The following is a 12118-nucleotide window of genomic DNA, read 5'->3' on the forward strand; positions in this document are numbered from 1 at the left end:
CATCGGGTGCCTCAGGGCGGCACTGACCTGCGGCGTTCGCGGGTTAGGCTGCGGTCATGGCGCGGCTGCTGCTGGTTGAGGACGACGCGACGATCGGGGGAGTCCTGGAGTCGAGCCTGCGCAGGCACGGCTACGGGGTCCGCTGGGAACGCACCGGCAACGGCGGCCTGGCCGCCGCTTCGGCGCAGGAGTTCGACCTGGTGCTGCTCGATCTGGGCCTGCCCGATCTCGACGGCGTCGAGGTGTGCCGCCGGATGCGGGCCGGGCAGTCGTCGGCGGTGCTGGTGATCCTGACGGCGCGCCAGGAGGAGATGGACGTCGTGGTCGGCCTGGAGGCCGGCGCCGACGACTACCTCACGAAGCCGGTGCGGCTCGGCGAGTTGCTGGCGAGGGTGCGGGCGCACCTGCGGCGTGGCCCGGTCTCCGGGGCCGCCGCCGCGCCGGTCGAGCTGGGGCCGCTGCGGGTGGACGTGTCCGCCCGGCGGGTGCAGCTGGACGGACGCGACGTTGTGTTGCGTGCCAAGGAGTTCGACCTGCTGGCCCGGCTCGCCGCGGCGCCGGGGGAGGCCGTGAGCCGGGAGGTCCTGATGCGCGAAGTGTGGGACGCGCACTGGCACGGTTCGACGAAAACCCTCGACGTGCACATCGCGGCGCTGCGCCGCAAGCTGGCCGAGGCGGCGCCCGGTCAGGAGCCGCGGATCTCGACCCTCCGCGGGCACGGGTACCGGCTGGAGTGGCCAGGGGAGGATCCGTGCGCAAGCGGATCGTCGCGCTGACGATCGCCGCGGCGGTCCTCGCGATCAGCCTGTTCGGGCTGCCGCTGGCGGCCGGGGTGGCGAAGTACTTCGTCGACGACCAGTGGGCGGACCTCGAGCGCGCCGCCGACTCCGCGGCGTTGCAGATCGCGGACACCCTCGCCGACAACCCGGGATCGCTGCAGTTGCCGGGCACGCACGACCACATCGACCTGGCCGTGTACGCGCCGGACGGGCGCCTGCTGGCCGGGAACGGGCCCGCGACGGCGGACCAGATCGTCGGCGAGGCGCTCAGCGGCAAACCGGCGCAGGACGACCTCGATCTGGCGTACGCGATCCCGGTCACCGACGGCGGCGCGCTCGTCGGCGTCGTGCGTACCGCGACCAGCAATCTGGCGCTGTACAGCCGGATCGGGCTCGCCTGGCTCGTGATGCTCGGGCTGGCGGTCGCCGCGCTCGCGCTGACCTGGCTCGTCTCGCGGTGGCTGGCGGCCCGGCTCGCGCGTCCGCTGGAGGAGCTGTCCGCCACCGCAAGACGCTTGGGGGAAGGGGATTTCACGGTGCGGGCCGGGCGCGTGGGCGTGCCGGAGATCGACTCCGTCGCGACGTCGCTGGACACCACGGCGGAACGGATCGGGGACACCCTCGGCCGGGAACGCGCCTTTTCGGCGAACGCGTCCCACCAGCTGCGCACGCCCTTGGCCGGGCTGCGGTTGCAGCTCGAATCGGTGCTCGACGTGCCCGAAGCGGACGCGAGAGGCGTCGTGCAAGACGCCGTCGAAACGGTGGACCGGCTGGAACGCACGGTGGACGACTTGCTCACGCTGGCCCGCGGGCGGCCGCGAGCGAGTGAGCCCGCGGACCTGACCGCGTTGCTGACGGAGGTCGAACAGGACTGGCGCGGTCTGCTCGCCGCGGAGGGCCGGGAGCTGCGCGTCGTGCGGGAAGACCCGCCCGCGCCCTGGGCCTCGGAGGAGGCGATCCGGCAGATTCTGGTGGTATTGCTGGACAATGCCCTCCGGCACGGGCAGGGCGCGGTGGAGGTGGTGGCGCGCGACTTCAGTGGCGTGCTGGCGGTGGACGTGGGCGACCAGGGTTCGGTGAACGAGGACGGCATGGCGCTGTTCGCGCGGCGGGGGAACGGGATCGGGCTCGCGCTGGCCCGGAGTCTCGCCGAGGCGGAAGGCGGCCGCCTGAGCCTGGCGAGGCCTTCGCCGACGAAGTTCACGCTGCACCTGCCGTGTGATGACCCGGGGCTTGCCGTCGGTTAGCCGACCGCTAACCCGGCCCCGGCGAGACTGCTCGTGTGCACTTACTCGCCTTGAACCCGCTGGACCCGCACAGCCTGCTGGCCACCTTCGGCCCGCTCGGCGTGGCGGCCGTCCTGTTCGCCGAAACCGGTTTGCTGATCGGGTTCTTCCTCCCCGGTGACTCGTTGCTGTTCACCGCCGGCCTGTTGTGCGCGACCACCGCGGACGCCACGCTGCATCTGTCGCTGCCGTGGGTGCTCGTCGCGGCCGCGGCGGGAGCGCTGCTCGGCGCGCAGACGGGCTACCTGATCGGCCGCCGCGCCGGGCCCGCCCTGCTCGACCGCGCGGATCGGCCACGCCTGCGCGCCGCGACCGAGCGGGCGCGCGAGGCCTTGGACGGTTACGGCGTCGGCAAAGCGGTGGTGCTCGCACGGTTCATCCCCCTCGTGCGGACGGTGCTCAACCCGCTGGCCGGGGCGCTGCGGGTGCCCGCGCGCACGTTCACCGTCTGGCAGGTGGCCGGCGGGCTGGTGTGGTCGCTGGGCGTCACGCTCGCCGGATACCTGCTGGGCAGCCAGATCCCGGGTATCGACACCTATCTGCTGCCGATCATCGCCGTGATCGTGGTGCTGTCGCTGATCCCCGTCGCCCGTGAATTCCTGCGCGGCCGCCGGAAAACTCAGGAGAACCGCCGATGAGCCTGGACTATCTCGAAGCCGTTGTCGTGGGCGCCTTCCAGGGCGTCACCGAGCTTTTCCCCGTGTCCAGCCTGGGGCACAGCGTGCTGATCCCGGCGCTCGTCGGCGGGCGGTGGGCGCGGGATCTCGACGTGTCCGCACCGGAATCCCCGTATCTGGCGTTCATCGTCGGCCTGCACGTCGCGACCGCGGCGGCGCTGCTGGTGTTCTTCCGGCGGGACTGGATCCGCATCTTCGGCGGGTTCTTCAGCTCGGTGCGGTATCGCCGGGTCGAAACCCCGGCGGAACGGCTCGCGTGGCTGATCATCCTGGCCACGATCCCCGTCGGGATCGCCGGGCTGCTGCTGGAGCACGTGTTCCGCACGGTGCTCGGCAAACCGTTGCCCGCGGCGATCTTCCTGATGGTGAACGGCCTGGTGCTCTACCTCGGTGAGCGGCTGCGGCGCCGCGCCGAACCGGAGCCCGCCGCCGGCGTGGACCCGCCCACGGAGGTGTTCGCCGCCGTGGACGCGCGGACCGTGGTCATGCCCGCCGTGGCGGAGTCCGCGGACGACCGGCTGGCGCGGATGCCGGCCCGCCGGGGCGTGCTGATCGGCGCGGCGCAGATTCTGGCTCTGCTGCCCGGAATCTCCCGGTCCGGTGCCACGATGGTCGCCGGGCTGACCCGCGGACTGTCCCATGAGGACGCTGCCCGGTTCTCCTTTTTGCTGGCCACGCCCGTGATCCTCGCGGCGGGGGCGGTCAAGGTGCCGGACCTGGTGGGGCCGCTGAGCACCGGGATCCACGGGCAGATCCTCGCGGGCAGCGTCGCTTCGTTCGTGAGCGCGTACGTGGCGGTGCGGTTTTTGACGCGGTACTTCCACACCCGCACCCTCACGCCGTTCGCCATCTACTGCGGGCTGGCCGGGCTGGGGAGCGCGTTGTGGCTCACTCTGGCCTGAGTGGCCGGTGATCGTCCGGCCCCTGGTGTTGGATGGAGCCAGCCACGACCAGACCGGGAGGCCCTGTGCAGCGCATCGTCCTGACCAACGCGGTCGTTTTCGACGGGCGGTCGCCCGAGCTCCGGGAAACGGACGTCCTCGTCGAGGGCGAGACGATCACCCGGATCGAGCCCGGCATCGCGAAGGAGGAGGCGGGGCCGGACACCGAGGTCTTCGACGTGCGCGGCCGCACCCTCATGCCGGGCCTCATCGACGCCCACACGCACGCCTACCTCACCGAGATCGACCCGATCGCGACCGACCGCCTGCCCTTCAGCTACGTCGCCCACGACGCGCGGCGGAAACTGGAGGAGTCCCTCAACCGCGGCTACACCACGGTGCGCGACGTCGGCGGAGGCGACTACGGCCTCGCGATGGCGGTCGAGCGCGGGCTGATCAACGGGCCGCGCGTGTTCTACTGCGGCCCCGCGCTCAGCCAGACCGGCGGCCACGGCGACATGCGGCCCCCGGGCGAGGTCGGCGACCACGTGTGCGGCGCGACCTACCACGGGCACGTCACGCAGGTCGTCGACGGCCCGCACGAGCTGCGCCGCGTGATCCGCGAGCAGATCAGGAACGGCGCCTCGTTCATCAAGCTCATGGTTTCCGGCGGGGTCGCGAGCCCCGGCGACGACCTGACCGCCGCGCAGTACTCCGACGAGGAGATCCTCGCGGCGGTCGACGAGACACGGCGCAGCGGCAAGTACGTCACCGCGCACGTGCATCCCGACGACGCCGTCCGCCGCGCCATCGAACTCGGCATCCCCTGCCTGGAACACGCGAGCCTGATCACCGCCCCGACAGCGGCCCTCGCCGCCGAAACCGGGACGAACATAGTGCCGACGCTCGCCGTGATCTTCGCGCTGCAGCGCTTCGGCGCGGACCGGGGCTTTCCCCAGGCGTCACTGGACAAACTGGCGCGGATCCAGGACACAGCGCTCGCCGGTGTGGAGACGATGGTGCGGGCCGGCGTGACGCTCGGCCTCGGTTCCGACCTGCTCGGCTCGCTCGACCGCTACCAGACGCTCGAGCTCGAAAGCCGCGGCAAGGTGCAGCCCGCGCCGGACGTCCTGGCCTCGGCCACGTCGGTCAACGCCGGGATCCTCGGCGCCGGTGACGTGCTCGGCCGGGTCGAGGTGGGCTACCTCGCCGACCTGATCGTGGTCGACGGCCGCCCCACCGAAGACCTCTCCGTCCTCGACGACGACGGTTCCCGGGTGGACGCGGTCCTGAAGAACGGTTCCTGGGTCAAACGGCGGGCGACCGTGCCATCATGACCCGATGACGAGGTGGCGGGACGTCGAGCAGGCGGAGCCGGAGTTCGCGAAGCGGGTGCGGTCGTTGTTCGACGCCCACCGGCACAAGACGATCGCGACCGTGCGGGCGGACGGGGCGCCGCGGATTTCCGGGATCGAGACGGTCTTCGAGGACGGCGAACTGTCCTTCGGCTCGATGCCGTCCGCGCGCAAGGGCGCGGACCTCGAACGCGACCCGCGCTTCGCCCTGCACAGTGCCACCGTGGATCCCGTCGAGGGCTCGGAGGCGTTGTGGCCGGGCGAAGCCAAGATCTCCGGCCGCGCCATCGCCGCCGGGAAGATCACAGACGGGCCGGACGGGGACAAGTTCCTCGCCGACATCGCCGAGGTCGTGCACACCCACCTGAACCCCGAGGCCACCCTGCTCGTCGTCGAATGGTGGACACCGGCGCACGGGCTGCGGAAAGCCGAACGCGCGTAAGGGTTTTCAGGCGAAGATCCGCTCGGCCGCCGCGACGAGGCGGTCGAGTTTGCGGCGCTGGTCGTCCCACGTCATCGGCGAGCGCGCGAAGCCGCAGTGCGGGCTGATCGCCAGGTTTTCCATCGGGACGAACGTCGCGGCTTCGTCCACGCGGCGCGCGAGCGAGTCCACCGATTCGGGTTCCGGGGTTTGCGCCGACATCACGCCCAGCACGACGCGCGCGTCGTCCGGCACGTGTTTGAGCGGGGCGAAGCTGTCGGTGCGCGCGGGGTCGAAGTCGACCAGCCAGTGGTCCACGGGCAGGGTGGCGAACACGTCGGGCGCGATGTCGTCGTACCGCCCGCCGCAGAGGTGCATGCTCACCGAGACGCCGCGGTTGCGCAGGCTTTCCGCGGTCAGCAGGTCGGCGTAGACGCAGCGGCGCAGGAACTGCCGCGAGTCGGCGAAATCGGTCAGCCTCGGCGCGTCGAGCTGGACCCGGGGGACGCCGGCGTCGGCCAGCGTGTCGGCCTCGGCCTGCAACTCGGCCGCGGTCTCCCGCACCGCCGGCTCGTGCCGCGCCCCGGCCTGCAGGCGCGCCAGCACGCGCTGGGTCACGTCGGGCAGGCAGACCTTGAACGTCCCGGGCGCGTAGTCGCGGAGAAAAGCAGCCTCCCGCAAGGAAGAACGCTCACCGGACGCGCGAAGGTACTCGCCGTCGGTGTACTCGCGCAGGCCGCTCTCGTACTGCAGCGAGAAGGCCAGCAGGACCGACTCCTCCTGGACCCAGCGCAGCTCGTCTTCGCGGATGCGGCCGGCGGCGTGGTCTTCGCGGGCGCGGGCGAGCTTCTCCGGTGGCAGCAGGCTGCCCACGTGCAGGGCCTTGGACGTCATATCAGGCGACCGTAGGGCCCGGCACTGACATCGGGCTGACACGCGGAACCGGCCCCGACCGGTCGCGGGTGCGGGTCCGGTCCGGTCGGTGGGACGAGGAACACCGGCCGGGCCGCGGACGTTCACGTGGGCATGACCACCACATTCGCCGTCACCTGGGACTACCGCTGCCCGTTCGCGCGCAACGCGCACGAGCACATCCTCACCGCGCTCGAAGCGGGCGCCGACTGGGATGTCCGTTTCCTGCCGTACTCGCTGGGCCAGGGTCACGTCGAGGAGGGGCAGCCCTCGGTGTGGGAGAAACCGGAGCAGGACAAGGGAATCCTCGCGCTGCAGGCCGGGGTCGTGGTGCGCGACGAGTTCCCGGCCCGGTTCCGCGACGTGCACCGCGCGCTGTTCGCCGCCCGGCACGACGAGGGGCTGCACCTGGAGGACCGGACGGTGCTGGAGCGCGTGCTGGAAGCGCAGTCGGTGCCCGCGGCGGAGGTGTTCGCCCACATCGACTCCGGCGACGCGCTCGCGAAGGTCCGCGCCGAGCACGAGCAGTACGTCGGCTCGCACAAGGTCTGGGGCGTGCCCACGTTCATCGCGGGCGATCAGGCCGTGTTCGTGCGGCTGATGACGCGGGCTCCCGGTGGCGCGGACCCGACGGCTTCGGTCCGGGCCGTGGAGCGCGTGGTGGACCTGCTGACGGGCTGGCCGGAGCTGAACGAGTTCAAGCACACCTCGGTGCCGCGCTGAACGCGCGGCGGGAGCTCAGTGCGCCAGGTCGAACCACAGGTGGGGGATGGACCAGTCGACGTCCCCGGCGGCGGCTTCGGCCTCGGCTTCTTCCTTGGCCCTGAGGTACTCCGGGTAGAGCTGGGCCGAGCCGCAGTTCAGCGATCCCGCCAGCACCAGTCCGCGGACAAAGTGTCGCCACAGAACTGAAAACACGGTACGTCGCGGCATGGAGCACCTCCGGCCCGGCAGCGTTGTCGGTCCGGTCCACCTTACGGTCGCGGCGCGGCCGGCGCACAGATTCTCCGGCCCCGATTGCCCGGATGGGGTAGCGAACCCGGCCTGGTCTGGACAAGCCCTCACTCCGGGTGAGCACGGCCGGCCGCTAGCCCAGCCCCGCCTCGTGCGCGAGCAGCCCGGCCTGGGTGCGGTTGGTGCAGTCGAGCTTCACGAGCATCCGCGACACGTAGCACTTCACGGTCGCCTCGGACAGGTGCAGGCGGGCGGCGATCTCGGCGTTCGACCGCCCCTGGCCGAGGCAGCCCAGCACCTCACGCTCCCGCTCGGTCAGGCCTGCCACGCGAGCGCGCGCCTGTTCCGCGCGCTCGCCACCCGAGGCCGCGACGAGACGGCGGGCGGCTTCGGGGGACAGCACGGTGTGCCCGTCGGCGGCGACGCGGACCAGGTTGATCAGGTCCTCCGGCGGCGTCGACTTCACCAGGAACCCGGCCGCGCCCGCCCGCAATGCCGGCAGCACATAGGTATCCGCGTCGAAGGTGGTCAGCGCGACGACGGCGGGCGCGCCGTGGATCATCCCGCTCGGTTCGGCGTTCGGCAAGGGCGAGATCGAGGTGCGGCAGCTGGGCGAGCTGACCGTGAGCACGTACGACTCGCTGCCGCCGGAGCAGCGTGCGCATACCGCCGTGTTCGCGGAGATCTACCCGTTCGCCGCGGCCGCCGAGTACTCCGGGCAGCTCGATGTCTACAGTGGACACCGGGGTTACTGGTACTTCGGCCCGCCACCGGAATCCGTGGACAGCGTGCTGTTCGCCGGGTTCGACCCGAACCTGCTGCGACCCTATTTCACGAGCACCACCCCGGTCGTCGACGGCCTGATGTGGCTCTACACCGGGAAAAACCAGCCCTGGCGGCAGTTCTGGCCCGCGCTGAGAACTCAGTGAGGCGCGGCGGCGCGGATCGCCGTCAGCAGCGCGTGCCCGGCGCGGGAGAGCGGGCGCGTGGCCGAGATGGCGATGGACAGCGTCCAGCGCAACGGTTCCATCGCCACCGGCACGATCGTCAGCCCCGGCAGGGTGCGCGCCATCGACCGCGGCACGAAGGCGACGCCGTGTCCGTCCCGGACGAGGGCGGAGAGGGAGTCGTAGCCGGGCACTTCCAGCGGCACCACCCGGTCGAGGCCGGCGCGTTCGAACGCCAGGTCCACCATGTCGCGGCTGCCCCAGCCCTGCGGGAAGTCGACGAAACCCGCCTCGTTGAGCTGCTCGGGGGTGACCTTCCGGGCCCGCGTGAGCGGATGGTCCTCGGCGCAGACCAGGGCCAGCGCGTCTTCGTCGAGCGCTTCGCTGATCAGCCCGGCGGGCGGGCGGCGCGGGAACGCGACGAAGGCGAGGTCGGTCGTGCCGTCGAGCAGGGTGCTGATCTGGCCGGCCGAACCGGAGGGGGAATGCTGCATCCGGATCCGGACGCGGGGGTGCTCGCGGTGGAAGCGGCCGAGCAGCGCGGGCACGTCGATGCTCGCCGTCGACAGGAGCGTGCCCAGCACGATCGAACCGTGCAGCTCGCCCCGGCTCTCGCGCACGGCGTCGTGCGCGGACCGTGCGGCGGCGAGCGTGGCGCGCGCCTCGGGCAGCATCGCGAGCCCCGCGTCGGTCAGGCGGACGTGCCTGCTGTCGCGCTCGAACAGGGGCGCGCCCACCTCCTTCTCCAGCGCGCGGATGGCCGTGGACACGCCGGACTGCACGACCCGCAGCCGCCGGGACGCCTTGGTGAAGCTGAGTTCCTCGGCGACCGCGACGAAGTAGCCGAGCTGGCGCAGTTCCACGCGGCTATCTAAACAAGTGATAGCTGGATGCACAAACATTCGTTGGACGTGATGCTCGCGGAAGCGCACAGTGGGGACGTGACGACATCTTCGGTGCCCACCGTTTCGCGGCGGCACGGCGTGGGTTTCTGGCTGGTGGCCTATGCCTTCGCCGTGACGATGGCGTTCTCCGCCGCGCCCGCCCCGCTTTACGTGCTGTACCAGGCGAAGGACGGCTTCGGCCCGTTCAGCGTGACCCTCGTCTTCGCCGCCTACGCGGTGGGCGTGCTGGTCAGTCTCTTCCTCGCCGGGCACGTCTCGGACTGGACCGGGCGGCGGCGGGTGCTGGTGCCCGCGGTGCTGGTCAACGTGCTGGCTGCGGTGATCTTCCTGGCCTGGACCTCGGTGCCCGCGCTGCTGGTGGCGCGGTTCGTGTCCGGGATCAGCGTCGGCATGCTGACCGCGACCGCCACCGCGCACCTGACCGAGCTGCACCTGACCGCGCGGCCCGGCGCGTCCCGTACCAGGGCCGATCTCGTCGCCACCGCCGCGAACCTCGGCGGGATCGGGCTCGGCCCGTTGATCGCGGGCCTGCTCGCGGAGTACGTGGGCGACCCGTTGCGCGTGCCGTACCTGGTGTTCCAGGCGTTGATGCTGCTGGGCGCGCTCGCGGTGGTGCTGGTGCCCGAGACCGTCGAGCCCGTGGAGCGCGTGCGCTACCGGCCGCAGAAGGTGACCGTGCCCCGCGAAGCGCGGGGCCTGTTCTTCGCCGCCGGGGCCGCCGCGCTCGCGGAGTTCGCCGTGTTCGGGCTGTTCACGTCGCTGGCGCCCGGGTTCGTGTCGGGCACGCTGCACCAGAGTTCGCACGCGCTGGCCGGATTCGTCTCGTTCGCGGTGTTCGGGGCGGCCGCGCTCGCCCAGGTGCTGCTCGCCCGGCTGCCGGTGCGGTCGCAGCTGCGCGCCGGTTTCACCTTGCTGCTGACCGGAATCGTGGTGGTGACGATCGCGGTGTGGCAGCCGAGCCTGTGGCTGTTCCTGCTCGGCGGGGTGCTCGCGGGCGGCGGCGCGGGCGCCGGGTTCAAGGGCGGGGTCAGCACGGTGCTGTCTCTCGCCGCGCCCGAAAGCCGCGGCGAAGCGCTGGCCGGGCTGTTCATCGCCGCGTACGTCGGGCTCACGGTTCCGGTGCTCGCGCTGGGCCTGGCCACCCAGTTCATGCCGGTGAAAGTGGCGCTGCTGGGCTTCGCGATCCTGCTGGCCGTGATCCTCGTCGCCGTCGCCCGTTCGGTGACCAGTGGCACACCAGCGCGGTAACTCGGCCCCTCCTCAGGCAACATGCCTGTGACACGAGGAGGTGGCAGGTGATCGACACCGGGGACACGGCCTGGTTGCTCGGTTCCGCGGCGCTGGTGATGCTCATGACGCCCGGACTGGCCCTGTTCTACGGCGGCATGGTGCGGTCGAGAAGCGTGCTGAACGTCATGATGCTGACCTTCGTCTGCCTCGCCGCCGTCGGTGTGGTGTGGCTGGTCTTCGGCTACTCGCTCGCCTTCGGTGACGACGCGTTCGGCGGGCTGATCGGGAACTTCCAGTACTTCGGCCTGCACGGGCTGGGCAGCGTGACGGTCGGGCCCGAGGGGCACAAGCTGCCGCTGCTGGCGTTCGCCGCGTTCGAGCTGATGTTCGCGGTGATCACGGTGGCGCTGCTGGTCGGCGCGATCGCCGAACGCGCCCGGTTCTGGCCGTGGCTGCTGTTCGTCGTGGCGTGGACGACGGTGGTGTACCTGCCGCTGGCGCACTGGGTGTTCTCCTTCGACGGGTTCTCCGGCCCCGGCAGCACCGGCGGCTGGCTGGTGAACAAGCTGCACGCGCTGGACTTCGCGGGCGGCACCGCGGTCGAGGTGAACTCCGGGGCCGCGGCGGTCGCGCTGGTGCTGGTGATCGGGAGCAGGCACGGCTGGCCGAAACTGGCGGTGCGGCCGCACAATCTGCCGTTCGTGATGTTCGGCGCCGGGCTGCTGTGGTTCGGCTGGTTCGGGTTCAACGCCGGGTCCTCGCTCGGCGCCAACGGCGTGGCGGCCACCTCCTTCATGAACACCACGATCGCCGCCGCGACCGCGGTCGTCGGCTGGCTCGTGGTCGAGCAGGTCCGCGACGGCAAGCCGACCACGCTGGGCGCCGCGTCCGGCGCCGTGGCCGGGCTGGTCGGCATCACGCCCGGCTGCGGGTACGTCGAACCCCTTGGCGCGGCGGCGATCGGCGTCATCGCCGGGGTGATCTGCTCGCTCGCGATCGGGCTCAAGTTCCGGTTCGGCCTCGACGACTCGCTCGACGTGCTCGCGGTGCACGGCATCGGCGGGTTCACCGGGATGCTGCTGATCGGGCTGTTCGCGAGCAAGGGGGCCAACCCCGGCGGCGCGGACGGGCTGTTCTACGGTGGCGGACTGGATCAGCTGTGGCGCCAGGCGGTGGCCACCTTCGCCGCGCTCGGCTATTCGTTCGTGGCGACCTTCGTCGTCGCCTGGGTGATCCACAAGCTGTTCGGCCTGCGTGCGGACCGGGAGGCCGAGCTCGACGGGATCGACGAGTCCGAGCACGCGGAAAGCGCTTACGATCTTGCGACACATCCCAGCCGCCGCGGCCTGGCGCCCGGCTTCGCGGAAGGAGGACGGCCGTGAAACTGCTGACCGCCGTCGTGCGCCCGTTCGTCGTCGACGACATCCGGGACGCGATGGAACGGCTCGCCGTGCTCGGCATGACGGTGACCGAGGCGCAGGGCTACGGCCGCCAGAAGGGCCACGTCGAGGTCTACCGCGGTTCGGAGTACCAAGTGGACTTCGTGTCGAAGGTGCGGGTCGAGGTGCTGCTGGACGACGCGCTCGTGGAACGCGCGCTGGAGGCCGTGGTCGAGGCGTGCCGCACGGGCCGGATCGGCGACGGCAAGGTGTGGGTGACCCCGGTGGACACCGTGGTGCGGGTGCGCACCGGGGAACGGGGTAACGACGCGATCTGATCTTTCCCGTGCCGTAGCCTGATCGCCGCCGCTTCGTCACTATTGCCGTGAAAT

Annotated in this window: 14 protein-coding genes and 1 pseudogene; 11 read left to right on the forward strand and 4 right to left on the reverse strand. The window is 71.5% G+C overall.

Translation table 11 applies throughout. The annotated features are described in order from the left end of the window. The first annotated feature begins 56 nt into the window (after nucleotides 1–56). The 6 genes from FPZ12_RS18000 (at nucleotide 57) to FPZ12_RS18025 (ending at nucleotide 5420) form a co-directional block, all read left to right on the forward strand. Nucleotides 57–776, forward strand: a complete 720-nt coding sequence (locus FPZ12_RS18000; protein ID WP_144751086.1) for a response regulator transcription factor — start codon at nucleotides 57–59, stop codon at nucleotides 774–776. Next, nucleotides 752–2026, forward strand: a complete 1275-nt coding sequence (locus tag FPZ12_RS18005) for a sensor histidine kinase (RefSeq protein ID WP_144751088.1) — start codon at nucleotides 752–754, stop codon at nucleotides 2024–2026. Before FPZ12_RS18000 ends, FPZ12_RS18005 begins: the two co-directional genes overlap by 25 nt. A 35-nt stretch (nucleotides 2027–2061) precedes the next feature. Beyond that, nucleotides 2062–2703 carry a DedA family protein gene (locus FPZ12_RS18010; RefSeq protein WP_144751090.1) on the forward strand — a complete coding sequence of 214 codons (642 nt, stop codon included), beginning with the start codon at nucleotides 2062–2064 and terminating at the stop codon, nucleotides 2701–2703. Beyond that, nucleotides 2700–3644: an undecaprenyl-diphosphate phosphatase gene (locus tag FPZ12_RS18015; protein WP_144751092.1), complete on the forward strand. Its 945-nt coding sequence runs from the start codon at nucleotides 2700–2702 to the stop codon at nucleotides 3642–3644. Before FPZ12_RS18010 ends, FPZ12_RS18015 begins: the two co-directional genes overlap by 4 nt. A gap of 65 nt (nucleotides 3645–3709) precedes the next feature. Next, nucleotides 3710–4960, forward strand: coding sequence for a metal-dependent hydrolase family protein (locus FPZ12_RS18020; RefSeq protein WP_166462803.1), 1251 nt, complete (start codon nucleotides 3710–3712; stop codon nucleotides 4958–4960). 4 nt (nucleotides 4961–4964) lie between these two features. Beyond that, nucleotides 4965–5420, forward strand: coding sequence for a pyridoxamine 5'-phosphate oxidase family protein (locus FPZ12_RS18025; RefSeq protein ID WP_144751097.1), 456 nt, complete (start codon nucleotides 4965–4967; stop codon nucleotides 5418–5420). A 6-nt stretch (nucleotides 5421–5426) separates the two neighbouring features. Here FPZ12_RS18025 and FPZ12_RS18030 read toward each other — a convergent pair whose 3' ends face one another. Beyond that, a complete protein-coding gene (locus FPZ12_RS18030; protein ID WP_144751099.1) occupies nucleotides 5427–6293 on the reverse strand; it encodes a uroporphyrinogen decarboxylase/cobalamine-independent methonine synthase family protein in 867 nt (288 codons plus the stop codon). A 132-nt stretch (nucleotides 6294–6425) separates the two neighbouring features. Between FPZ12_RS18030 and FPZ12_RS18035 the strand changes: the two genes are divergently transcribed. Further along, nucleotides 6426–7034, forward strand: coding sequence for a DsbA family oxidoreductase (locus tag FPZ12_RS18035; RefSeq protein WP_144751101.1), 609 nt, complete (start codon nucleotides 6426–6428; stop codon nucleotides 7032–7034). Nucleotides 7035–7049: 15 nt separating this feature from the next. Here FPZ12_RS18035 and FPZ12_RS45635 read toward each other — a convergent pair whose 3' ends face one another. Both FPZ12_RS45635 and FPZ12_RS18040 read right to left on the reverse strand, forming a co-directional pair. Further along, nucleotides 7050–7190 carry a hypothetical protein gene (locus FPZ12_RS45635; protein ID WP_166462804.1) on the reverse strand — a complete coding sequence of 47 codons (141 nt, stop codon included), beginning with the start codon at nucleotides 7188–7190 and terminating at the stop codon, nucleotides 7050–7052. A 208-nt stretch (nucleotides 7191–7398) separates the two neighbouring features. Next, nucleotides 7399–7812 (reverse strand): annotated as a pseudogene (locus FPZ12_RS18040) (LuxR C-terminal-related transcriptional regulator); the annotation flags it as partial. Here FPZ12_RS18040 and FPZ12_RS18045 point away from each other — a divergent pair. Then, complete coding sequence (locus FPZ12_RS18045) at nucleotides 7790–8194, forward strand: hypothetical protein (protein WP_144751103.1); 405 nt, start codon at nucleotides 7790–7792, stop codon at nucleotides 8192–8194. The pseudogene FPZ12_RS18040 and the gene FPZ12_RS18045 sit on opposite strands and share 23 nt — an antisense overlap. Here the strand turns inward: FPZ12_RS18045 and FPZ12_RS18050 are convergent. Continuing rightward, the gene (locus tag FPZ12_RS18050) at nucleotides 8188–9075 is read right to left on the reverse strand and encodes a LysR family transcriptional regulator (RefSeq protein WP_243769900.1); all 888 of its coding nucleotides are present in this window, start codon (nucleotides 9073–9075) and stop codon (nucleotides 8188–8190) included. The genes FPZ12_RS18045 and FPZ12_RS18050 overlap by 7 nt on opposite strands. A 78-nt stretch (nucleotides 9076–9153) precedes the next feature. On the opposite strand from FPZ12_RS18050, the gene FPZ12_RS18055 reads away from it, so the two are divergent. From FPZ12_RS18055 to FPZ12_RS18065, 3 genes are read left to right on the forward strand one after another with little or no spacing between them, the layout of a single operon-like run. Beyond that, nucleotides 9154–10365, forward strand: coding sequence for an MFS transporter (locus tag FPZ12_RS18055; protein WP_144751106.1), 1212 nt, complete (start codon nucleotides 9154–9156; stop codon nucleotides 10363–10365). Nucleotides 10366–10412: 47 nt separating this feature from the next. After that, nucleotides 10413–11729 (forward strand): ammonium transporter, encoded by a 1317-nt coding sequence (locus FPZ12_RS18060; RefSeq protein ID WP_144751108.1) that lies wholly within the window; start codon nucleotides 10413–10415, stop codon nucleotides 11727–11729. Beyond that, nucleotides 11726–12064 carry a P-II family nitrogen regulator gene (locus FPZ12_RS18065; protein WP_144751110.1) on the forward strand — a complete coding sequence of 113 codons (339 nt, stop codon included), beginning with the start codon at nucleotides 11726–11728 and terminating at the stop codon, nucleotides 12062–12064. The genes FPZ12_RS18060 and FPZ12_RS18065 overlap by 4 nt, the downstream gene beginning before the upstream one ends. Nucleotides 12065–12118 lie beyond the last annotated feature (54 nt).

The organism is Amycolatopsis acidicola (genome assembly GCF_007713735.2).
In the GTDB taxonomy this organism is placed as follows: Bacteria; Actinomycetota; Actinomycetes; order Mycobacteriales; family Pseudonocardiaceae; genus Amycolatopsis_E; species Amycolatopsis_E acidicola.

Excerpts from the sequence above, each read along its gene's own strand:
- FPZ12_RS18000 (WP_144751086.1), top strand. The coding sequence starts at position 57 with ATGGCGCGGCTGCTGCTGGTTGAGGACGACGCGACGATCGGGGGAGTC.
- FPZ12_RS18015 (WP_144751092.1), top strand. The coding sequence starts at position 2,700 with ATGAGCCTGGACTATCTCGAAGCCGTTGTCGTGGGCGCCTTCCAGGGC.
- FPZ12_RS18025 (WP_144751097.1), top strand. The coding sequence starts at position 4,965 with ATGACGAGGTGGCGGGACGTCGAGCAGGCGGAGCCGGAGTTCGCGAAG.
- FPZ12_RS18030 (WP_144751099.1), bottom strand. The coding sequence starts at position 6,293 with ATGACGTCCAAGGCCCTGCACGTGGGCAGCCTGCTGCCACCGGAGAAG.
- FPZ12_RS18035 (WP_144751101.1), top strand. The coding sequence starts at position 6,426 with ATGACCACCACATTCGCCGTCACCTGGGACTACCGCTGCCCGTTCGCG.